This is a genomic window from Brochothrix campestris FSL F6-1037, from assembly GCF_000525915.1.
Classification (GTDB): domain Bacteria; phylum Bacillota; class Bacilli; order Lactobacillales; family Listeriaceae; genus Brochothrix; species Brochothrix campestris.
Genome location: NZ_AODH01000047.1, coordinates 18,069 through 39,978, shown reverse-complemented (window position 1 = coordinate 39,978; position 21,910 = coordinate 18,069). Strand labels below are relative to the sequence as shown.

23 protein-coding genes and 2 pseudogenes are annotated in these 21,910 nt (G+C 41.0%); 21 read left to right on the top strand and 4 right to left on the bottom strand.

The features are described 5' to 3' along the window. Positions 1–268: 268 nt before the first annotated feature. The 11 genes from BCAMP_RS10160 to BCAMP_RS10110 all read left to right on the top strand — a co-directional run bounded on the left by BCAMP_RS10160 (position 269) and on the right by BCAMP_RS10110 (position 10,379). A complete protein-coding gene (locus tag BCAMP_RS10160) occupies positions 269–1,777 on the top strand; it encodes a carboxypeptidase M32 (protein WP_035315400.1) in 1,509 nt (502 codons plus the stop codon). A 238-nt stretch (positions 1,778–2,015) separates the two neighbouring features. Further along, the gene (locus BCAMP_RS10155; RefSeq protein ID WP_035315398.1) at positions 2,016–2,246 is read left to right on the top strand and encodes a glutaredoxin domain-containing protein; all 231 of its coding nucleotides are present in this window, start codon (positions 2,016–2,018) and stop codon (positions 2,244–2,246) included. A 1-nt stretch (position 2,247) separates the two neighbouring features. Then, a complete protein-coding gene (nrdI, locus tag BCAMP_RS10150; RefSeq protein ID WP_035315397.1) occupies positions 2,248–2,631 on the top strand; it encodes a class Ib ribonucleoside-diphosphate reductase assembly flavoprotein NrdI in 384 nt (127 codons plus the stop codon). Next, complete coding sequence (gene nrdE / locus BCAMP_RS10145; protein ID WP_035315394.1) at positions 2,606–4,777, top strand: class 1b ribonucleoside-diphosphate reductase subunit alpha; 2,172 nt, start codon at positions 2,606–2,608, stop codon at positions 4,775–4,777. The genes nrdI and nrdE overlap by 26 nt, the downstream gene beginning before the upstream one ends. A gap of 30 nt (positions 4,778–4,807) precedes the next feature. Then, positions 4,808–5,773 carry a class 1b ribonucleoside-diphosphate reductase subunit beta gene (gene nrdF, locus BCAMP_RS10140; protein WP_035315393.1) on the top strand — a complete coding sequence of 322 codons (966 nt, stop codon included), beginning with the start codon at positions 4,808–4,810 and terminating at the stop codon, positions 5,771–5,773. A 165-nt stretch (positions 5,774–5,938) separates the two neighbouring features. Next, positions 5,939–6,625 carry a DUF916 domain-containing protein gene (locus BCAMP_RS10135; RefSeq protein WP_035315391.1) on the top strand — a complete coding sequence of 229 codons (687 nt, stop codon included), beginning with the start codon at positions 5,939–5,941 and terminating at the stop codon, positions 6,623–6,625. A 7-nt stretch (positions 6,626–6,632) separates the two neighbouring features. Continuing rightward, positions 6,633–6,944: a WxL protein host-binding domain-containing protein gene (locus tag BCAMP_RS10130; RefSeq protein ID WP_084038800.1), complete on the top strand. Its 312-nt coding sequence runs from the start codon at positions 6,633–6,635 to the stop codon at positions 6,942–6,944. 267 nt (positions 6,945–7,211) lie between these two features. After that, the gene (locus BCAMP_RS10125) at positions 7,212–8,234 is read left to right on the top strand and encodes a branched-chain amino acid aminotransferase (protein WP_035315387.1); all 1,023 of its coding nucleotides are present in this window, start codon (positions 7,212–7,214) and stop codon (positions 8,232–8,234) included. Positions 8,235–8,448: 214 nt separating this feature from the next. After that, entirely contained in the window at positions 8,449–9,030 is a 582-nt protein-coding gene (locus BCAMP_RS10120) for a xanthine phosphoribosyltransferase (RefSeq protein ID WP_035315385.1), read from the top strand. A gap of 85 nt (positions 9,031–9,115) precedes the next feature. After that, positions 9,116–9,997 (top strand): 5'-3' exonuclease, encoded by an 882-nt coding sequence (locus BCAMP_RS10115; RefSeq protein WP_035315383.1) that lies wholly within the window; start codon positions 9,116–9,118, stop codon positions 9,995–9,997. Between the two features lie 13 nt (positions 9,998–10,010). After that, positions 10,011–10,379 (top strand): YrvL family regulatory protein, encoded by a 369-nt coding sequence (locus BCAMP_RS10110; RefSeq protein WP_035315381.1) that lies wholly within the window; start codon positions 10,011–10,013, stop codon positions 10,377–10,379. Positions 10,380–10,400: 21 nt separating this feature from the next. Here the strand turns inward: BCAMP_RS10110 and BCAMP_RS10105 are convergent, their stop codons facing one another. Both BCAMP_RS10105 and BCAMP_RS10100 read right to left on the bottom strand, forming a co-directional pair. After that, positions 10,401–10,799, bottom strand: a complete 399-nt coding sequence (locus BCAMP_RS10105; protein WP_035315379.1) for a ribonuclease HI family protein — start codon at positions 10,797–10,799, stop codon at positions 10,401–10,403. 336 nt (positions 10,800–11,135) lie between these two features. Continuing rightward, complete coding sequence (locus BCAMP_RS10100; protein ID WP_035315377.1) at positions 11,136–11,342, bottom strand: cold-shock protein; 207 nt, start codon at positions 11,340–11,342, stop codon at positions 11,136–11,138. A 229-nt stretch (positions 11,343–11,571) separates the two neighbouring features. Between BCAMP_RS10100 and mntR the strand changes: the two are divergent. Beyond that, a pseudogene (mntR, locus tag BCAMP_RS10095) lies at positions 11,572–11,981 on the top strand (transcriptional regulator MntR). 43 nt (positions 11,982–12,024) lie between these two features. Here the strand turns inward: mntR and BCAMP_RS10090 are convergent. Further along, a complete protein-coding gene (locus BCAMP_RS10090; protein ID WP_035315376.1) occupies positions 12,025–12,294 on the bottom strand; it encodes a glutaredoxin family protein in 270 nt (89 codons plus the stop codon). A 457-nt stretch (positions 12,295–12,751) separates the two neighbouring features. On the opposite strand from BCAMP_RS10090, the pseudogene BCAMP_RS10085 reads away from it, so the two are divergent. The 7 genes and pseudogenes from BCAMP_RS10085 to BCAMP_RS13600 all read left to right on the top strand — a co-directional run bounded on the left by BCAMP_RS10085 (position 12,752) and on the right by BCAMP_RS13600 (position 18,535). Further along, a pseudogene (locus BCAMP_RS10085) lies at positions 12,752–14,442 on the top strand (formate--tetrahydrofolate ligase). Between the two features lie 29 nt (positions 14,443–14,471). After that, a complete protein-coding gene (locus BCAMP_RS10080; protein ID WP_035315374.1) occupies positions 14,472–16,367 on the top strand; it encodes an ABC-F family ATP-binding cassette domain-containing protein in 1,896 nt (631 codons plus the stop codon). A 14-nt stretch (positions 16,368–16,381) separates the two neighbouring features. Then, positions 16,382–16,642: a NifU N-terminal domain-containing protein gene (locus BCAMP_RS10075; protein ID WP_035315372.1), complete on the top strand. Its 261-nt coding sequence runs from the start codon at positions 16,382–16,384 to the stop codon at positions 16,640–16,642. Positions 16,643–16,657: 15 nt separating this feature from the next. After that, positions 16,658–17,617: a thymidylate synthase gene (locus BCAMP_RS10070; protein ID WP_035315371.1), complete on the top strand. Its 960-nt coding sequence runs from the start codon at positions 16,658–16,660 to the stop codon at positions 17,615–17,617. Positions 17,618–17,628: 11 nt separating this feature from the next. Further along, positions 17,629–18,114 carry a dihydrofolate reductase gene (locus BCAMP_RS10065; protein WP_035315369.1) on the top strand — a complete coding sequence of 162 codons (486 nt, stop codon included), beginning with the start codon at positions 17,629–17,631 and terminating at the stop codon, positions 18,112–18,114. Between the two features lie 43 nt (positions 18,115–18,157). After that, the gene (locus BCAMP_RS13605; protein ID WP_156921220.1) at positions 18,158–18,331 is read left to right on the top strand and encodes a hypothetical protein; all 174 of its coding nucleotides are present in this window, start codon (positions 18,158–18,160) and stop codon (positions 18,329–18,331) included. A gap of 30 nt (positions 18,332–18,361) precedes the next feature. Continuing rightward, on the top strand, positions 18,362–18,535 hold the full coding sequence (locus BCAMP_RS13600; protein ID WP_156921219.1) for a hypothetical protein: 174 nt from the start codon (positions 18,362–18,364) through the stop codon (positions 18,533–18,535). A gap of 57 nt (positions 18,536–18,592) precedes the next feature. Here BCAMP_RS13600 and hisJ read toward each other — a convergent pair whose 3' ends face one another. After that, a complete protein-coding gene (gene hisJ, locus BCAMP_RS10060) occupies positions 18,593–19,426 on the bottom strand; it encodes a histidinol-phosphatase HisJ (RefSeq protein ID WP_035315368.1) in 834 nt (277 codons plus the stop codon). Between the two features lie 562 nt (positions 19,427–19,988). Between hisJ and BCAMP_RS10055 the strand changes: the two genes are divergently transcribed. Continuing rightward, entirely contained in the window at positions 19,989–20,405 is a 417-nt protein-coding gene (locus BCAMP_RS10055) for a hypothetical protein (protein WP_156921218.1), read from the top strand. A 664-nt stretch (positions 20,406–21,069) separates the two neighbouring features. Beyond that, positions 21,070–21,909, top strand: coding sequence for a DegV family protein (locus BCAMP_RS10050; RefSeq protein ID WP_035315364.1), 840 nt, complete (start codon positions 21,070–21,072; stop codon positions 21,907–21,909). The last annotated feature ends 1 nt before the right edge of the window (position 21,910 follow it).

The following is a 21,910-nucleotide window of genomic DNA, read 5'->3' as shown; positions in this document are numbered from 1 at the left end:
AAGCAAGCAGCAAGACTAAACGCGGTCTGTACCGTATAACAGCGTAGAAATTGGAAGGTCTGCCCAAGCGATAAGTTGTATCGCTAGGCGGAACTGAAATTTGAGAGCTGTTGGTACAGGCAAGCGAGCCAAGACTAAACGCGGTCTGTACGGCTAGTGGCCTTAAACTACGTACAGACATATGAATAACTATCCGTTTCTCTCGCTGTTAGAGGAACGGATTTTGTATTAGATGTACGAGTCAAACAAATGATGAGGAGTGGTTGAAATGACGAATAGTCACACAGTTAGCGCGGCATTTATTGAACAGTGTAAAAAAATTAAAGGCTATGAAGAAGCGCTTGCATTGGTTTATTGGGATATGCGTACCGGTATTCCGACACAGGGAACAACGCAACGTTCCAATGTTGTCGGTTTATTATCAGCTGAAATTTTTCGTTTATCAACAGAACCAGCATTGATTGAGAATGTCACCTATCTAGAGGCACATCATGATGAGTTGGAGCCACTCGTGCAAGCATTAGTGACGGATATTTCTCAAAAAACAGCACGTTTTGCGGCGATTCCGCCAGCCGAGTACGAAGCTTACACAGTTCTTCAATCAAATGCTGAGGCCGCGTGGGAAGAAGCGCGTGCACAAAATGATTACAGCCTCTTTCAGCCATACTTAGCGGAGATTATTGCGTACAAGAAAAAATTTATCTCATATTGGGGCGAAAAAGACACACCGTATGATACACTGTTAGATCAATTTGAACCAGGCATGACAGTCGCTGTATTAGACGAGCTCTTTGCCGAAGTAAGAACAGCAATGGTAGACTTATTAAAAAGGACGCAGGCAGCTGAGCATCAACCAGATGCGAGTGTGTTAGAACGTCCGTTTGCGAAGGATAAGCAAATCGCCTTCAGTGAAGAAGTGTTGCAAAAAATGGGCTTTGACTTTGAGTCTGGTCGGATTGATGATACGATTCACCCATTCGCAATTTCGCTCAATCAAGGTGATGTGCGCATCACAACCCGTTATGACGAACTGAATTTTAAAACAGCTGTCCTCGGCTTAATCCATGAAGGGGGTCATGCTATTTATGAACAAAACATCGATGCACAGTACGATGGGACTCCTTTATCAGAAGGCGTCTCAATGGGGATACATGAATCGCAGTCGCTTTTTTATGAAATCATCCTTGGTTCGAGTGAAGCGTTCTGGCAGGATAATTATGCCCGTCTGCAACATTATGCTCAACCAGCCTTCGATGATGTGCCATTCGATGTGTTTTATGAGGCGTTAAACGAAACAAAACCGTCACTTATTCGGATTGAAGCTGATATTTTAACCTATGCTCTTCACATTATTATTCGCTATGAGATTGAAAAGGCGTTATTCAATGATAATTTGGACGTAGCGGAGGTACAAACCGTTTGGCAAGCTAAGTACCAGGAACACCTCGGAATCACCCCAGCGAACGATGTAGAGGGCTTGTTACAAGATATTCATTGGGCAGGAGGTGACTTCGGCTATTTCCCATCGTATTTACTCGGGTTATTGAATGCCGCTCAACTGGAACAGGCAATGCGCCAAACAATCGATATCGAGTCTGTTATTGCAAGTGGTAATTATTTGCCGATTAAAAATTGGTTGACCGAACATGTTCATCAGTATGGTAAAACAAAAACACCGACAGCTATCATGAAAAATGCAACAGGTGCGTCACTGCAACCGCGTCATCTCATTGATTTTTTAGAAAAACGTTATACAAGCGTGTACAAACTAAAATAAATGGGAAGTTTTGAACGCGAAAAAAAAAGTTTGTTTCGCTAAAAGGGCATGGGAATTGACTTTTGCTTGTCAAGCTTTTTTTTCAAGAGTTAGAACACTACATTTTGTGTTTGCAATATGATAGAATAGTTTTTGTACACAATATGATGTTAAATAAAAGAAGGCGTTCCTGTCGTTTAAGGTTATAAAACGAACTGTGGGAAGGCACTTTCTTTTTGTAACAGAGGAGGAAGAAGACGTGAGTAAAACAATTGTTTATACAAAATATGGCTGTCCACAATGTGACATGACCAAGACGTTATTAACAGGCGAAGGAATTGAATTTGAAACACGTAATGTGATGGATGATGAAACCGCCTTAGCTTTTTTAAAGGACAATGGCTACAGTAGCACACCAGTTACCTTTAAAGAAGGCTTCGACCCAATCGTTGGTTTTGCACCAGACAAGTTGAAAGGCTTAGCTGAGTAACATGTTAATTGTCTACATGACATTAACGGGACAAACACGTCGCTTCGTTGAAAAATTACCGTTTGAATGCTATGAACTATCAACCGCCTTTCCAACCAAACAAATGACGGCAGATTTTGTTGTTGTTGCACCAACGTATGATTTTGAAATGACCGGTATTATTGATGACTTTATTGATTATCAAGACAATCGTCGTTATTTTAAAGGAGTTGCGGGCAGTGGCAATCGTAATTTTGCTGAGCTATATGTTTTTACCGCGCGTGATTTAGCAAAGAAATACGACGTACCAATAATCGCTGAATTTGAATTCAACGGTACAGAGAAGGACGTCGACAAATTTATTAAAGGGGTTGAGTCGATTGGAAACACCTCGTTTACACAGTAAACCGAAAGAAATCACTTATTTCAAATTAAACAATGAATTGAACCGCCCGGTTGATGGAAAAATCCCATTGAATAAAGACCGCGAAGCTGTTCATGCGTATTTCCTTGAACACGTCAATCCTAATACAGTATTCTTTCATTCATTGAAAGAAAAACTGCATTATTTAATTAATAATGATTATATCGAACGTGAATTTATTGAATTATACTCGATGGACTTCGTCAAAGAAGTTTTCAAAAAAGCCTATGCTAAAAAATTCCGTTTTCGCTCATTCATGGGCGCTCATAAATTTTACACACAGTATGCTTTGAAGATGAATGATGGTGAACGTTATTTAGAACGTTATGAAGACCGTGTTTCATTTAACGCCTTATACTTCGCTAATGGCGATGAACAATTGGCACTTGATTTAGTCGATGAGATGATCAACCAACGCTATCAACCGGCAACACCTTCATTCTTAAACGCAGGTCGTAAACGTCGTGGTGAGTTGGTATCATGTTTCTTAATCCAAGCAACCGATGACATGAACAGCATTGGCCGTATCGTCAACTCAGCCTTACAACTGTCACGTATTGGTGGCGGTGTGGGTGTCTCACTTTCAAACTTACGTGCAGCCGGTGATCCGATTAAAGGCTACCAAGGTGCCGCAAGTGGTGTCGTACCGGTCATGAAAATTTTAGAGGATTGTTTCAGCTACAGTAACCAACTCGGTCAGCGTCAAGGTGCCGGTGCGGTTTACTTAAGCGTATTTCATCCAGACGTTGTTTCTTTCTTAGCAACTAAGAAAGAAAACGCCGATGAAAAAATTCGCGTAAAGACCTTATCACTCGGTCTAGTCGTACCAGATAAGTTTTATGAATTGGCCCGCAACGATGATTTTATGTATTTATTCAGTCCTTACGATGTCGAACGTGTCTATGGCCGTCCGTTCTCATACGTTGATATTACAGCCGAGTACGAAGCACTCGTAAACAACCCCGAAATTCAAAAATCAAAAATTCGTGCCCGCGAGTTAGAAACTGAAATTTCGAAACTCCAACAAGAGTCGGGGTATCCGTATGTGATTAATATTGATACAGTCAACAAAGCGAACCCGATCGATGGTAAAGTCGTGATGAGTAATCTTTGCTCTGAAATCTTACAAGTGCAAAAACCATCAGTCATTAATGATGACCAAACGTTTGAAGAATTAGGTACTGACATTAGTTGTAACCTCGGCTCTTCAAACATTGTCAACTTGATGGCATCACCTGATTTTGGTAAATCGGTACGGACGATGACACGTGCGTTAACGTTTGTGACTGACTCATCATCAATCGACGCTGTACCATCAATTAAACACGGGAACGATTTAGCTCATACTATCGGTTTAGGCGCGATGGGGTTACACACTTACTTAGCGATGAATCAAATGAGCTACGGTTCGAAGGAATCACTTGATTTCACGAACATTTACTTCTTGTTGTTGAATTACTGGACACTTGTTGAGAGTAATAACATTGCCAAACAACGTGGGGAATCATTTGCCGGATTTGAAAAATCAGATTACGCAAGTGGTAGCTACTTCGATAAATACATCAACGAAACGTGGGCACCTGAAACAGACAAGGTTAAAGACATCTTTAAAGATATCTTTGTACCGACTGCTGAAGATTGGGCGACACTTCGTGATGAGATTAAAGCGAGTGGTTTATACAACCAAAACCGTTTAGCAGTCGCACCAAACGGCTCGATTTCATACGTCAACGAAACGAGTGCATCATTGCACCCAATCACGCAACGCATCGAAGAGCGCCAAGAGAAGAAAACAGGTAAAACCTATTATCCAGCACCGTATTTATCGGATGAAACCATTCCGTATTATACATCTGCTTATGATATGGACATGCGTCGCGTCATTGATGTGTATGCAACAGCGCAACAACACATCGATCAAGGCATGAGTCTTACGTTGTTTATGCGCTCAACGATGTCAACTGACATTTATGAATGGAAATCAAGTGAGAAACAGACAACACGTGATTTAACCATCTTACGTCATTATGCACACCGTCAAGGCATTAAATCACTGTACTACATTCGTACTTACACAGATGATGCAGAAGAAGTTGGCAGTAACACGTGTGAAAGCTGCTCAATCTAACCAATCCGAAACAGAAAGGGGCTCACACTCGTGACAACTAACAAGCAAGCCTATACAGCAATTAACTGGAATGAGATTGAAGACATTCTCGATAAAAAGACCTGGGAAAAAGTGACTGAACAATTTTGGTTGGATACGCGTATTCCTATCTCTAATGATTTAGATGACTGGCGCTCATTGTCTGAAACAGAAAAACATTTGGTTGAACGTGTCTTTGGTGGCTTAACATTGTTAGATACGCTGCAATCACAAGATGGGATGGCGGCGCTGCGTCAATCTGTTCGTACACCGCATGAAGAAGCGGTTTATAACAATATCCAATTTATGGAATCTGTTCATGCTAAAAGTTATTCATCGATTTTTTCGACGTTAAACACTCCGAAAGAAATTACTGAAATCTTTGCATGGACAAACACCAATGAATTTCTACAAAAGAAAGCCGGCATGATCAACGATGTATACCAAACAGGGACACCGTTCGAACAAAAAATTGCCAGCGTTTTTCTGGAGAGCTTCCTATTCTACTCTGGTTTTTATACACCACTTTATTTCTTAGGTAACAATAAGTTGCCTAACGTTGCGGAAGTTATTAAATTAATCATCCGTGATGAAAGTGTTCACGGCACGTATATTGGCTACAAATTCCAATTGTCGTTCAATGAAATTACCGAAGCAGAGCAAGAAAAAATCAAAGGTTGGGTGTACGCCTTCCTTTATGAACTGTATGAAAACGAAGTGAAGTATACCGAATCTCTCTATGATGAGATTGGTTGGACAGAAGATGTTAAAGTCTTTTTACGCTACAATGCGAATAAAGCATTAGCAAACCTCGGTTTCAGCCCATTATTCCCTGATACGGCCGAAGATGTCAGTCCAATCGTAATGAATGGACTTTCGACAGGAACGAACAACCATGACTTCTTCTCGCAAGTCGGTAATGGCTATTTACTCGGTCAAGTGGAATCAATGTCTGATAGTGATTACGATATCGTCTAAACGTTTGCAGCCCTACAATTATGTAGGGCTTCTTTTTTTGTATTTTAAAAGACAAAAATGAGAACGGCATATCAGCTTGATGTGTTTGCAACAGCCCTAGTGAACTGTTATATTGAAACGACAATAGAACGGTTTAAAACAGCGAACGATAAATGGAGGAACGTTATGAAAAAAATTATTAGTTGTATTATTATTGTATTCGCATGCACGAGTTTAATGCCTTATGTTACGCAGGCTGATGCAATGGCATTTAATGTTAAAGCAATTTTACCAACAACTCAAAACAATCCAGATGTGAGTTATTTTGATTTGCGCCTTAAGCCGGCTGCCAAGCAAAAAATTGCAATTGAAATGAGCAATAATACCGCGAAAGCAATCACGTTAAAAACGGCGGTTAATACCGCATCAACAAACAGTAATGGCGTTATCGATTACAGTGCAAGTAAAGTGAAACAAGATAAATCAATGAAAGTAGCGATTGCTGAGCTTGTGACAGGGCCAACCCAAATCACCTTAAAGGCCAATGAAACAAAGACAGTGGCTTATCAAATTAAGATGCCACAAGAGTCATTTGATGGTGTTTTATTGGGCGGTTTTTACATAGCGAAAAAACAGGACGAACAAATGAATGAAACCGAAGAGAAACAACAAATTAAAAATGAATTTTCATATGTCATTGGATTGAAAATTAGTAATACGGATAAAAAAATCATACCTAAATTAGCGTTGAATGCAATTGCAACAACCGAAAAAAATGATAAAACACTGATTGCAGCTACACTGCGAAATACACAGGCCGCCATCATCTCTGGCTTGAAAATTGAAGCGAAACTAACAAAAAAAAGGCAGTGAAAAAACGATTGTCACATTGAAAAAAGAACAACTTGGAATGGCACCTAACAGTGCTTTTTCATTGCCGATAGATTTGGAAAAGAGAGCACTTTCAAACGGCGAATACACCTTGACGGTAGCAGCGAGTGATAAAACGAATAACAAATGGCAGTTGACCAAAGACTTTACCGTGAGTCAGGCTGTCACAGCACACGAAGAACAAACGACTACACCAAAGCAAGCCTTCCCATGGACACTGACAATTAGTGTTGGGATAATCGTTATCGCACTTATAGTGGTATTAGTGCTCGTAATCGTTCGCAAAAACAAACGAAACTAAGTTGCAAATCGAAAAAATAAGCCTTGCTAAGGAGGGATAAAAACTTTTTAGTGGGCTTTATTAGTAGGGACAAAGAAGAAGAATCGCCAATTGTGATAAGACGTGAATTTGTTAGTAATAACAGGTATAATAGCAAGGTGAGCAGAGATTCAGTTAAACAGCGGATAAATTTGAATTTTCTGTTATTTTGACCTTTTTTTTTGCTATACTAAATAAAATGACGATGACGTCACTACATCATCGCTAAAACATAAAGGTGGGGTTACAATGAGTGCAAAAGACATTGATTTTAACAATCTAGGATTTAACTATATTAAAACAGACTACCGTTTCCGATCGAACTATAAAGACGGACAATGGGATGCTGGTGAACTCACAAGCGACAACACCGTGACGATTTCTGAAGGATCGCCGGCTTTGCATTATGGTCAACAATGTTTCGAGGGCTTAAAGGCATACCGTTGCAAAGATGGTTCGATTAATTTATTCCGACCAGATCGAAATGCTGTTCGTATGCAACAAAGCTGTCAGCGTTTATTAATGCCAGAAGTACCAACAGACGTATTTGTTGAAGCCTGTCGTGCGGTAGTAAAAGCAAATGAAGCATACATTCCACCGTATGGCACAGGAGGCTCACTTTATCTCCGTCCCTACTTAATTGGTGTCGGTGACAATATCGGTGTGAGCCCAGCTTCAGAATATATCTTCTCAATCTTCTGCATGCCAGTGGGCCCTTATTTTGCAGGTGGTTTAACTCCGACTAATTTTGTTGTATCAAGCTATGACCGTGCTGCTCCTAATGGGACTGGTGCTGCTAAAGTGGGTGGTAATTATGCAGCTAGTTTTATTGCGGGTAAAGAAGCACATGAGCGCAAATTCAGTGATGCGATTTACTTGGATCCTGCGACCCACACTTACATTGAAGAAGTCGGTGCCGCTAACTTCTTCGGTATTACGGCAAACGATGAATTTGTGACCCCGTTATCGCCATCGATTTTACCGAGTATTACAAAATATTCGTTGCTTTATTTAGCAGAGCATCGTCTTGGGTTAAAAGCAACTGAGCGTAAGGTTGCAATTGCTGACTTAGCAGAATTCAAAGAAGCAGGTGCCTGTGGGACAGCGGCTGTTATTTCTCCAATTGGCGGCATCCAACATGGCGATGATTTCCATGTCTTTTATTCTGAGACTGAGGTTGGTCCGATTACAAAAAGATTATACGATGAGCTCGTTGGTATCCAATACGGTGATGTAGAAGCACCAGCCGATTGGATTGTTAAAGTTAACTAGGAACTTTTTTATTTATGATAAGTAAACCGTGACTCTTCTTTAAGTAGGAAGAACGCACGGTTTTTTTGCTGAAAGCGAAGCTGTTGGGTGTTTTGTTGTGCATTTCTCGAAACGGCATAGTGCACTAACGCCCCTTATTGCGTTAGTATCTATTCAAACGCATGTCGTTTATGATATAATAAAAGATAAATTCAATCTATAGGGGGCTTTTTTTGTGAAACAACTAGAAACAAAGATTCTTGAAAGTGGTAAGGTTATTGGCGACGACATTTTGAAGGTAGATGCTTTTTTAAACCATCAAATTGACCCCGTATTAATGGCAGGCGTGGGTAAAGCCTTTGCAACAGCCTTTAAAGACATGGGTGTTACACGTATCTTAACATTAGAATCTTCAGGCATTGCACCAGCTGTTATGACTGGTTTAGAAATGGGCGTACCGGTCGTATTCGGACGTAAGAGCAAATCATTAACATTAACTGACGGCTTATATACTGCTGAGGTTCGTTCTTACACGAAACAAACAGTGAATGAAATTGCTGTTTCGAAAAACTTCATTGAAAAAGACGACGTTATTTTAATCATCGATGACTTCTTGGCAAATGGGCAAGCAGCCCTCGGTTTGAAATCATTAGTGGATCAAGCCGGCGCTAAAATTGCTGGTATCGGAATTGTAATCGAAAAAACATTCCAACCAGGACGAGCATTACTCGTTGATCAAGGGATGAAGATGGTCTCATTAGCACGAATTGAAAAATTTGAAGAGGGTCGCGTCATTTTTGCACCAGCTGATATTTAAATAGAATGAGCGAGATAGCCAGGTTGATACGATCAGTGTCATAATCTGGCTATCAGTCGTTTAATCGTAAAGGAAGTGACTATCTTTGGAAAAGAAAAAAGTACTGTTGGTCGATGGGATGGCGTTACTATTCCGCGCCTTTTATGCCACAGCAGTTTCAAACCAATTTATGTATAACGAGGCCGGCGTGCCGACTAATGGTGTGCAAGGTTTTGTGAAACATCTTTTAACCGCAATTGATGAGCATCAATCGGATTATGTGGGGGTTTGTTGGGATTTAGGAGGCGGCACGTTCCGCAATGAGATGTGGGGCGAGTACAAGGCACATCGTTCTGCACCGCCAGCCGAATTAATTCCACAGTTTGATTATGCGAAGGAAATTGCAGATGCCCTCGGTTTTGTTAACATTAGTTGCCAAGGCTATGAGGCGGATGATTGTTTAGGAACCCTAGCTGATCATTACCGCCACGAAGGTGTGCATACGACAATCGTGACGGGCGATAAAGATATTTTACAACTTGTCGATACTGATACCGATGTTTGGATTTTACAAAAGGGCTATGGCAACTATAAAAAATATGATCCCATCACATTTGTGAACGAATGGGAAATCCAACCTAAACAATTAATCGACTTAAAAGCGTTTATGGGGGATACAGCCGACGGTTATCCTGGCGTTAAGGGTATCGGTGAAAAAACAGCCACAACCTTAATCAAAACATACGGTGATGTAAAAACTGTGATTGATCATGTCACAGAACTACCAAAAGGGCAGATGACAAAAATTCAAACCGATCTCGAAATGTTGAAAATGTCATTACAGTTGGCTGAAATTCATATTAAGGTGCCGATTACTGTCAATTTAGCCGATTTATTTTACCGTGGCTTTAGTGAAGACAGTTTAGGTATTTGTGATTATTATGGTTTGAAAGTGGTGCGACGTGAATTGGCCAAATTACTCGCTTAATTAGGAGGCTATTGTGAAACGAGAGAAACTGTTTGAAGTAGCCATTGTGATTGTCATCGTTTTACTACTCGGTGCTCTTATTTTTGGTTTAATGTTAGGTGTTTTGAATTTTGCAGGCATCAAGTATGAATCAAAGGGTGCAATGGTAGCCTTTATTGGCTTGGTTGTTCTTCTTGACCTTTTAACCTATCTTCCGTTTCAAGCCATCGGTCGTTTCGTTGGCCGCCGCTGGCGTGTGATTTGGTATGTTATTGAAAATACGGTTACAATTGTCTGCGCCGATTATTTAATGTCATCGGTTGAGTTAACGCCACTGACGCTTGTGATTGTTGGGCTGCTTTTTGCAGCCTTCGAATATGCATTGGACGATAAAAAACCGTAACAGCACCTGAATAGGTGGCTGTTACGGTTTTTTTAGTGTGTTGATGGCTGAACGCGCCAATTGATCAGCTTTCTTATTTTGTGCCCGTGGTAACCACGTACAAAACACAAGTGGATAGGCATCAAGTAGCGTTAAAATGCGGTCTATGTAGTCGGCATATGGTGCTTTTTTAGCGTAGCGTTTATTAATTGCAGCAATGACGGCTTGTGAATCAGAGCAGAGCTGGAGCGTGTGATTGGTGCCAAAGTCTTGGCATTGTTCGAGTCCCCAAATCACAGCCAAAAATTCTGCCTCGTGATTGTTGTGACAGCCAAGTGCGTGACTCAATTGCCGCTGCGAGCCGTTAACCAAAATAACGACACCGACACCACTTGCCCCCGGATTGCCAGCACTGGCACCATCGACATAGAGTTTGATCATCAAAACCCCTCCTAAAATAAAAGTGAAGTCCCCCAGTAGGAGCAAACAACTTGGAAGCAAAAAGGCGACTATTTCCCGTCGTTGCGATTTTTCACCATCGCAAATAGAGAACTTGAAATTTACGAGCTGTTAGCTGATGGAACTGGAGGAATAAAAATGAAGTCCCCTGGATAGAACTGTAGAAATTGGAACGACCGAACTTGTCGATTGTTTCCATCAGAATTTTCAAGAGCATATGAAAAAAGGCAGCCGACTTTCGCCAGTCACTGCCATTCTGGTATGATATAGATGGAGAATTTGCGCTCGTCTATACAGACAAAGGCACATCATACGTATTTAATTATCGGTTTTAATGACATTAGCTGCTTGGGGGCCACGGGTACCTTCAATAATGTCAAAGGTGACAGCTTGACCTTCATCGAGTGATTTAAAGCCTTCTACTTGAATAGCTGTAAAATGAACAAACACATCGTCACCCTTATCAGTTTCTAAAAAGCCGTAGCCTTGTTCATTATTGAACCATTTTACTTTACCAACATACATGATAAAAGCCTCCCCAATTTTAGCGATAAATGGATATCATTGATAGCCACTTTATACTACGAATATAGCCTAAATTAACAACGAGGTCAACTTTTAGCTTTTACTATAGCAAATCGATGTGACTAAGTCAGCTTTTGTTTGACTCGCAGGAAAAAGTTTGTCTTTGCGAAAACATTTTGATTGGTGTACAATATTAGTATAAGTTATCATCGCATTGGAGGGATTTTTAATGACTACGCCAAGTATGGAAGATTATATAGAACAAATTTATCTATTGATAGAACAAAAAGGCTATGCCCGGGTTTCAGATATAGCAGATAGTTTAAATGTACACCCGTCCTCTGTTACAAAAATGGTTCAGAAGCTCGATAAGGATGCGTACCTTATTTATGAAAAATACCGTGGATTGATTTTAACACCTCAAGGTAAAAAAATGGGTAAAAAATTAGTCGAACGTCACGCGTTATTAGAACGTTTTTTATTAAATCTTGGCGTCGATAAAGACCAAGCTATAAGGATGTTGAAGGCATTGAACATCACTTAAGTTGGGACTCGATTAATGCGATTGGCAACCTCGTAACCTATCTGGAAAATCACCCGGATGTGACAACTGCTATTATAAATAAGGAAACTAAATAAAGGCAAACAAAAAAGATAGCAATAATTGCTATCTTTTTTGTTTTTATAAGGCGATATGTTCTTCCATGAATGGCACAATCGTAGCGGCTTGAGAGTCGCTTAAAACGTCGCCAGTCGTCAAATCGATAAATGTTGGTACTGTTAAAAATTCATATTTAGCACGCAATTCAGCAAAACGTTCAGGTTGATCCTCACGGTTGATGAATTCGATATGGTCGTTATAGTCGCCTTCAAGTGCACCGTTTAAAACAACTTTGGCACGATCGCAATAAGGACAAACAGTTTGCGTTAACATTAAAACATTTTTAGACATAATGACACCTCCTTGCTTAATATCGTTATTATACCATTGATTGAAATAAAATTAAAAAGACGAGCTCAAACAAGTGATTTTAACCGTTTTTCCTTTCATAAAAACTGTTTTTGAACGAATGGAAGGCTAAAGCGAGAACGAAAAGGACCGATGCTAAAAGCAGAAGATTCGTCCATTTATGTTTTATCTACTGCTTATACATGTTAATATAGAAGAGTAGTGAAATGCCGACTGAGACCAACACCTGTTGCTATCTTGGCAAATTAGCCAACTGTTTCTGAAACAGTTGCAACATATCATCAAACCCACTAGAAACAGCGTTGGCAACACTTGTATTATGAACGGACGACTCACTACGATGGATGCTTAAACAGTACGACTAGTATTGGCACGTAGCTCGAAGGACTGACGTAAGTAAGACATGTACCACCTGTAAGCTCACTAAAAATACACAACAATGGGGGAATTTAGCATGGTAGCATCAGACATTCAAATTGCGCAAGAAGCTCATTTAGATTCGATTTTAGCGGTAGCAAAAAAGGTTGGTTTAAGTGAGGACGATCTCGAACTTTACGGTAAGTATAAAGCGAAATTAACATATGACGCGTTAACGCGGATTGAAGAAGAAACGACAGCCGGAAAACTGATTTTAGTTACCGCCATCAATCCAACAGCCGCCGGCGAAGGCAAGTCAACCGTTACTGTTGGCTTAGGTGATGCCTTAACGAAAAGTGGTCATCAAACGATGATTGCCTTACGTGAGCCATCACTCGGACCTGTCTTTGGCCTCAAAGGTGGTGCCACAGGTGGCGGTTATGCTCAAGTAATTCCAATGGAAGACATCAACCTGCATTTTACAGGTGATTTTCATGCGATTACTTCAGCTAATAACCTTTTAGCAGCGATGTTAGACAACCATATCCAACAAGGTAACGAACGTCAAATCGATGCCCGTCGTATCGTATGGAAACGAGTGGTCGATCTCAATGATCGTGCCTTACGCCAAGTGGTGATTGGCTTAGGTGGGCCGTTTCAAGGCGTGCCTCGCCAAGATGGGTTTGATATTACTGTGGCGTCGGAAATAATGGCCATCATTTGCCTAGCTCGTGATATTGATGACCTTAAACGACGTATCGGTGCGATTGTCGTTGGTTATAACTATGCTAAACAACCGATTACAGCGAAAGACATCGGTGCTGAAGGGGCGTTAACCGTCCTCTTAAAAGATGCATTGAAACCAAATCTTGTACAGACGCTCGAACATACACCAGCCTTAGTACATGGTGGGCCATTTGCCAATATTGCCCACGGTTGTAACAGTATTATGGCAACAAAATCAGCCTCCATTTAGCCGATTACACGGTTACAGAAGCGGGCTTTGGTGCCGACCTTGGTGCTGAGAAATTTTTAGATATTAAAGTGCCTCAACTTGGCAAAGCGCCTGATGCCATTGTGATTGTCGCAACAATTCGTGCCTTGAAACTACACGGTGGGGCACTAAAAACAAACTTGGCGCAAGAAGATGTGACCGCACTAGAAGCGGGTTTTGCTAACTTAACGAAACATATCGAAACCGTGCAACAGTATGGTGTGCCGTTTGTGGTAGCGATTAACCGCTTTAGCGGTGACAGCGATGCCGAACTGACTGCACTTGAAAACTGGTGCAAGGCTAACAACGTCAATTATTCATTGACGGAAGTTTGGGAAAAAGGGGGTGCAGGTGGCTTAGACTTAGCAGCAAAAGTGGTTGAAGCAATCGAAACCACTACCAGTACCTTCCGTCCAATTTATGAAGCGAATCAACCACTTGAAGAAAAAATCTTAGCGATTGTGCAAAAAGTATACGGCGGCAGTGGCGTCGAGTTTACAACAAAAGCACGCAAACAATTAATCGAATTCAAACAACATGGATGGGATCAATACCCAGTCTGTATGGCCAAAACGCAATATTCATTGTCCGATGATGCAACACGTGTCGGTCGACCAACCGATTTCATCATCACGATTCGCGAATTTGTTCCTAAAATGGGCGCAGGTTTTATCGTGGCTTTAACCGGTGACGTGATGACAATGCCAGGTTTACCAAAACACCCGGCTGCATTAGACATGGATGTTGATAATAGTGGCCGTATTAGTGGGCTCTTCTAAGGATGAAACGATAAAAAAGGATGTTGACATTGAAACAAATTACAATTGAAAAGTTATCACAAACATACGGCGAACGCGCCCTCTTTAACGACCTCTCGTTTGTCATGAACGAAGGCGAAATCAGTGGCTTGCTCGGTATTAACGGCACCGGAAAATCAACCTTGATGAAAATGGTTGCGGGCATCGATACACCAGATGCAGGGAAGATTACGCATCCGCGTGATTACCGCATTCATTACTTACAACAACAACCATCAATGGATGATAACTTAACGATTATTCAGCAAATGTTTGTGGGGGATTCACCTGAATTACGCGCTTTGCAACAGTATCAAACAGCGATGGATGGGTTAATGCTTTATCCCGAAGATGAGAAATGGCAGCATGCGTTTGAAAAGGCGAGTGAAGCCGTTGAATCAACTAACGCTTGGGACACACAAACCCGTGCTGAAATGATCCTTAACAAATTGGGCATTGAAAACATTCACCAATCAATTAGTGAACTATCAGGCGGCCAACTTAAACGCGTAGGACTCGCACAAGTGTTATTACAACCAGCCGATTTATTATTACTCGATGAACCGACCAACCACTTGGATTATCCGTCGATTCAATGGCTCGCTGATACGCTCAAAAATTATCGTGGTGCAGTGTTAATGATTACCCATGACCGGTATTTCCTCGACCAAACGACGAACCATATTTTTGAACTCGATAAAGGAAAGCTCTACCGTTACGATGGTAATTATCAAGTGTATTTAGAAAATAAAGCCTTGCGTGAAGAGCAAAAACGCAGTGAGATGAATAAGGCCAACAATTTATACCGCAATGAGCTAGCGTGGATGCGTCAAGGGGCTAAAGCACGTAGCACGAAACAAAAAGCACGGATTGACCGATTCTCGGAGATTGAAAAAGTGGTTAAAAATGCCGATGAGGATGTCGACTTAAGCATTAGCCTCCAAACAAGCCGCCTCGGTAAAGACGTCTACGAACTATCGAATGTCGGTCAAACATTCGATGATAAAGAGCTGTTCCATGATTTCTCAGCAATTGTACAAAATGGCGACCGCATTGGTATTACCGGCTTTAACGGCTCCGGCAAGACGACTTTGCTTAACATGTTGGCAAGTCGTTTGACACCTGAATCAGGTACCTTAAAAGTCGGTCAAACGGTACGTGTCGCATACTATACACAGCATAATGAAGGCTTGGATGATAGCAAACGCATCATTAGCTTCTTAGAGGAAATTGCCCAATCAGTCGTCAATGCCGAGGGTGAACGCGTCAGTGTGTCACAATTGCTTGAAACGTTCCTGTTCCCACCAAGTGAACACGGAAAACTAATTAAAAGTTTATCAGGGGGCGAAAAGCGACGTCTCTACCTTCTTAAACTGTTAATGACACAACCGAACGTGCTCTTACTGGATGAGCCGACTAACGATTTGGATACAACGACCTTAACAGTGCTTGAAAACTACCTTGAAACCTTCACAGGAACTGTTATTGCCGTTTCCCATGATCGCTATTTCCTCAATAAAGTGGCGGCTAAATTGTGGGTCTTTAATGAAGATCGTAGCGTGTCACCGTATTTAGGCACCTATTCAGAGTGGTTAGAAGAGTATGGCACAGTTAAACCAGAGAACAAAAAGAAAATGGTAACAGCCGGATCAAAACCGAAGAAAACAAAACAAGTGGACGAACCGATTAAAAAGAGCCTCACCTACAAAGAACAACAAGAGTGGGATGGCATCGAAGCTAAAATTGAACAACTCGATGAGACTGTTACAGACTTACGTCAACAATTAGAAGCGGTAGGCGCGGATTATACAGCGGCTCAACAAATTAGTGAAGCGATTGAAGCGGCTGAAAAAGAGAGCGAACAGACACTTGAACGCTGGGAATACTTGTCGCAATATGCGCAATAAGGGAGGGCAATACAGTGAAATTGCTAAAAGTGCAACGCACGCCTAATCCATTAGCGATGAAGCTCACCATCGATGAAACCTTAGTTGATGAGAGCGCAAGCGGTGTGACGTATTCACGCCACGAAGCAGGTTTGCCGCGTGATATTTTACGGCTGTTCACCATCACTGGTATTAACCAAATTTATCGCTATGCTGATTTTATGACAGTAGAGAAAAAAACGAACGCGGATTGGAAAGATATTTTGCCGCAAATTAAGACGATTTTAAACGGATAGGGAGCGAATAACGACATGAGTAATCAAGCAGATGCAGTTTATCTAGACATGTGCCGTCATATTTTAGCGAACGGTAACCAACGCGGTGATAGAACAGGGACAGGAACGTATTCCGTGTTCGGCTACCAAATGCGCTTTGACTTGCAACAAGGGTTTCCGTTGTTAACAACGAAACGCGTGGCCTTCAATCAAATTAAAAGCGAATTGCTTTGGTTTTTAAAGGGTGACACAAACATTCGTTATTTGTTGCAAAACAACAATAACATTTGGAATGAATGGGCCTTTGAAAAATGGGTTAAAAGCGCTGCCTATACAGGACCAGACATGACCGATTTTGGTCACCGCGTCCTTACGGATGAAACGTTTAAAGCAGACTACCAAGCGCAGATGGCCATCTTCAAAGCACGCATTTTAACCGATGATGCCTTCAGTGCAGAATTCGGATCACTCGGCAATGTCTATGGCTCGCAATGGCGTCATTGGCAAACGAAACGCGGTGAGGCAATCGATCAAATTCAAGATGTGATTGATACGATTAAGCGTTCGCCTGAATCACGTCGTTTAATTGTGTCTGCTTGGAATCCTGAAGACGTACCGACGATGGCTTTACCACCATGTCATTCCCTCTTTCAGTTTTACGTGCATGATGGTAAATTATCATGTCAACTGTATCAACGCAGTGCGGATACCTTCTTAGGAGTGCCGTTTAACATTGCAAGCTACGCGTTATTAACGCATTTAATTGCGAAAGAATGTGGCCTCGCTGTCGGTGAATTTGTGCATACCTTTGGCGATGCCCACATTTACCAAAATCATCTCGAACAAGTCAACCTGCAGCTCAGTCGTGAAGCCCGTGACTTACCGACACTTGTCTTGAATGATGATGTCTCATCAATTTTTGAGTTTGAAATAGACGACATTACAATTGAAGGCTATGAGCCGCATGCAGGCATCAAAGCACCAATTGCGGTATAGGAGGAGAAGCAATGTTACGTTATTTATGGGCCCAGGACAAAAACGGCGTGATCGGTTACAAAAATGACTTACCGTGGCATTTACCGGCCGACCTTCGTTATTTTAAAGCGCAAACGGTGGGCAAAACAATTGTGATGGGGCGCAAAACCTATCAATCGATTGGACGGCCTTTGCCACAGCGTGTCAACATTGTTTTAACAACCGATTCAACCTTTCAAGCAGAAGGCGTGCGCGTGATGCATAGCAAACAAGCGGTGCTTGATTATGCTGCCACAGCAGATGAGGCGGTCGTTATCACTGGTGGCTCTGCCATTTTTGAACTGTTTAAAGATGAGGCCGATGAACTGTTAATGACCTTTATCGATGAAAGTTTTGAAGGCGATACCTACATTCCTGCCTTTGATTGGAACAAGTATGAGCTCGTTAAGTGTGTGCCAGGCGTCGTCGATGAGCAAAATATATACGAACATGAATACCGTACCTATCGAGCAAGATAGTTTGCGATGCCATGTAAGTTAATGAATTATTGGAGGAAATAACGTGAGTGTAACCTTATTTATTAGTTTAATAGTTGTTATTTTAATTTTGTCAGCTGGCTCAACCTTTGTGGCCTTTAAGTTGTTTAATGCAACTAAAATTCCACCAAAGAAAACCGATTGGCAAAAAGATGAACCGTTAGATGACTGGGATAAAGACGATTGGAAAAACAGTTAATCGTCTCTATGAGAGAAAGGGAGGATGTTCATGTCTCATTTTATGTGGGGAGACTTCTTTTTCTTGATTGCTTCGATGCTACCATTTATAGTTGTCATCGTGCTCGTAATAGTGACAAGCAACCGTCTGAAAAAACGGGGACAACGGTTACGAACCTTGGAACAACGGATTGAACAATTAGAAAAGAACAATCTGAGTAAATAAAAAAGACCGCTAGGGTCAGTCCGTTATGGAACTGCGACTAGCGGTCTTTTGTTTGAATTAACGATAAATGTCGCTGTAGTGGGCGTATCCGCGTCCGACATCTTTAATGCTGTGTGCATCCGAACCGTAAATGAACGGAATCCCTTTCGCAAGTGCAATCTTGGCGAGTCCTTTATGCGGATAGGTGTCACCACAATCGGCCTTATATAAGCCGGCAGTGTTGAAATCTAAACTGTATGACTGACTTGCGACTTGATTGAGGAACTGTATGTATTGTTGCTTTTGCTTGGCACTGTAACACGTCTGTTCCGCTGGATACTGCCGTTGGAATTTTTGTGCCAATGAGATGTGACCAATGCGAGCGGGCTTAAAACGACCGACGTCCCACGTTAATGAATCAGTCAGATAGTTCAAATAGACATTCTGTACCTCTGTAAACGAGCCATAGTGTTTAACTAATCCGGCATCAAAATCAGCCGCACTATAGTCGATAAAGCGCCAGCCATCGGTTCCGGGTAAAAAATGAACGGATAACAGATTATCTGATAAATAAGGCCCGTATTCGTTAAGGAAGTCACGTACCCAATCTGTCTGTTCTGGTAAATAGTCAATTTCAAAACCAAACTTAATAGTGAGATCACTGCCATACTGATACTGCAACCGTTTCATCTTTTTGATGTAATGCTCAACATCGTTAACTGCCATTGCAGTGGTATCAATCTCGGCTGTTGAATTAGCCATTGATTGTTTAAATGCATGAGGTAATGGTGGGTGTTCTGTAATACTGTAATGTGTGAACCCTTGCTTAATAGCGGCTTCGATCATTAATTCGACCGGTTCGCCACTGCCATGTGGGCAATATTCTGTGTGTGTATGTCCATCGTATTTCATCCCTTACTCCCCCTTTGTATGTGTGACTAGAAATAAAAGAGTGACTCAAATGATGATACTTTTAAAATAAGTCGTTTTTGATAGATGCACTCCCTCAGCGCATGAATTAAAATGAGACAACCTTAATTAAAGCATATCATCGTTTTAGCGAAAGTGAAATATGTTTATTATATTTAATCGATAAATATCTCGATAAGAAGTTTAGAGCCGAAGTCAAGCTGCGAGAATAGAAGCTGTGATTGATTGTTAACGTTCAACTAACTGAAAAGTGAGTCTGTATCTGGTGAATAGGAGCAGGGGAACTAATCGACTGCTAGTTACTTTCATAAGATACATCGAAAGCAGCTCAATCTATGAGGGCAATAATCACGGAACTGCCTGATGAAATTCAACCGGAATGTGTAGTGCATGAAAGAGGGGTGTTTTTTGGACTTTACGCTATTATCTATTGTAAATAGTTGTCGAGGTGTTATATACTTGTGCTATATAAGGATAAATGTAAGATAGGTTGTAATTAATAATCAAACGATGCCGAAAATAATGGGGATTTGGAGGTGGAGAGTTGATGGAGATGGTTACGCAACTACAAATTGAAGAAATAAAAGCGCATTTTGATACAAAAATAAAAGTAAACGAAGTGACCGTAGAGAAGAAATTTGAGGAATTAGAGCGAAAAATGACGATTTTAGAACAAAGAATAAGTAAATTAGAGCGAAGAATGACGATATTGGAACAAAGAATGAGTGAATTAGAGCAAAGAATGAGCATGCTGGAGCAAAAAATGGAGACACTCGAGCAAAAGATTCAAATAGAAGCGATGCGAGTACAAACAAATTTAAAGGCGTTTATTCTGCAAGAAAATGAAAAAATCGTTAAAGATAAAACGAGTGCTTTTCGCTTTTGGAGCGGAAGTATTATATCACCGGCTATTGTTGCTGGTTTAGTATTATATTTTACAAAGGTGCTGCAAATTTTCTGATAATATATCTGCAATCCGAGCAGACTGAATAGAAACGTTGTTCCCTTTTCTAGTTCCATCAACCAGAAGCTTTCACCTTTCAGCAAAATGATGGCGACGGAGAATAGTCGCTCTTCTTTTACATTCCAATATCTGCGAAGTTGAACGAGCTGATGTCACTTTCGTTCCTCCAGTTCCATCAGCTAACTTCTGGGATATTTCATGTAAAAGTTAGCAACGGAAAATAGTCGCTCTTCTTTTACATTCCAATATCTGCGAAGTTGAACGAGCTGATGTCACTTTCGTTCCTCCAGTTCCATCAGCCATTATCCTTTAGGTTAATGGCTTTTTGACGTATGCCTATCCATTCTACCAAAAATCATATCGAAACATAGTGTTTTTTTATAAAAATATTTGGCAATTTAGATTGCCTATGACAAGTGAGGTTTAGTATAATTTAACAAGAGTAGGCAATCACAAAAAATAAGACATACCTACTGTTGGTTGAATGTTCGTTCTGTTAGCCGGAAATGAGACCGTTTTCTTTTTTTTTGCACTAAGTAAACAATCATTTCTTTAGTTAAAAGTAGTGGAAGTTAGTATTCCTTACGGACATAAAGGATTTAGGTGTTAATTTCAGCTCAAACAAGCTATAATTAAACTATTATTTAGAAGGAGGCAAATTATGCCCAACATTAAAATTGTAACCGATTCAACTGCAGGATTATCAGAGGATGAAATAAAAAAATTTAATATAACTGTCTTACCGTTAACCGTCCGTTTGAACGACGAAGCGTGGTTACCAACAAATGAAGCAGACTATGCGAAATTCATCAAAACAATGGAGGCCTCAAAAGTATTGCCGCAAACATCACAGCCCGCTATTGGGACGATGGTTGAAACGTTTGAACAACTAACAGCGGATGGCTCGGAAGTCATTGCGATTTCGTTGACGAAAAACCTAAGTGGCACAGTCGATACCTTCCGCCAGGCAGCTGAGATGGTCGACGGTGACATAACCGTGATTGATTCACAGTTTATTGCCCGTGGATTAGCTTTTCAAGTGCTCGAAGCAGCCGAATTAGCCCAACAAGGCGCAACAAAAGAGGCGATTATTAACCGCATTACCTTTATTGGTGAACATACACGTTTGTTTATCGTCGTCCTCAATTTAGATAACCTTGCAAAAGGTGGTCGTATCGGTAAAATGACATCAGCGATTGGTCACTTGCTGTCGATTAAGCTGATTGCGGAATTAACGGAAGATGGTCTTGAAGCCAAAGCGAAAGTCCGCAGTGAAAAACAAATACATAAGTTTTTCGAAAATCACTTTAAAGAAGTACCCGCAGCGGTTAAGTACTGTGACATGATGCATGCGATGAATGAAGAGTTAAGTGTTGCAGTTAGCAAAACAATTCAATCAATCAAACCACAAATTAAAGCAATTCCCCAATACTTTGCTGACCCGATTATTGCGAGTCATGCCGGCGCGGGTGCTTTTGCTGTGATGTATTGTACGGAATAGG

Coding starts and splice junctions, on each gene's coding strand:
- BCAMP_RS10160 (WP_035315400.1), top strand. CDS start 269: ATGACGAATAGTCACACAGTTAGCGCGGCATTTATTGAACAGTGTAAA.
- nrdI (WP_035315397.1), top strand. CDS start 2,248: ATGTTAATTGTCTACATGACATTAACGGGACAAACACGTCGCTTCGTT.
- BCAMP_RS10135 (WP_035315391.1), top strand. CDS start 5,939: ATGAAAAAAATTATTAGTTGTATTATTATTGTATTCGCATGCACGAGT.
- BCAMP_RS10125 (WP_035315387.1), top strand. CDS start 7,212: ATGAGTGCAAAAGACATTGATTTTAACAATCTAGGATTTAACTATATT.
- BCAMP_RS10105 (WP_035315379.1), bottom strand. CDS start 10,799: ATGATCAAACTCTATGTCGATGGTGCCAGTGCTGGCAATCCGGGGGCA.
- BCAMP_RS10100 (WP_035315377.1), bottom strand. CDS start 11,342: ATGTATGTTGGTAAAGTAAAATGGTTCAATAATGAACAAGGCTACGGC.
- BCAMP_RS10090 (WP_035315376.1), bottom strand. CDS start 12,294: ATGTCTAAAAATGTTTTAATGTTAACGCAAACTGTTTGTCCTTATTGC.
- BCAMP_RS10070 (WP_035315371.1), top strand. CDS start 16,658: ATGAGTAATCAAGCAGATGCAGTTTATCTAGACATGTGCCGTCATATT.
- BCAMP_RS10065 (WP_035315369.1), top strand. CDS start 17,629: ATGTTACGTTATTTATGGGCCCAGGACAAAAACGGCGTGATCGGTTAC.
- BCAMP_RS13600 (WP_156921219.1), top strand. CDS start 18,362: ATGTCTCATTTTATGTGGGGAGACTTCTTTTTCTTGATTGCTTCGATG.
- hisJ (WP_035315368.1), bottom strand. CDS start 19,426: ATGAAATACGATGGACATACACACACAGAATATTGCCCACATGGCAGT.
- BCAMP_RS10050 (WP_035315364.1), top strand. CDS start 21,070: ATGCCCAACATTAAAATTGTAACCGATTCAACTGCAGGATTATCAGAG.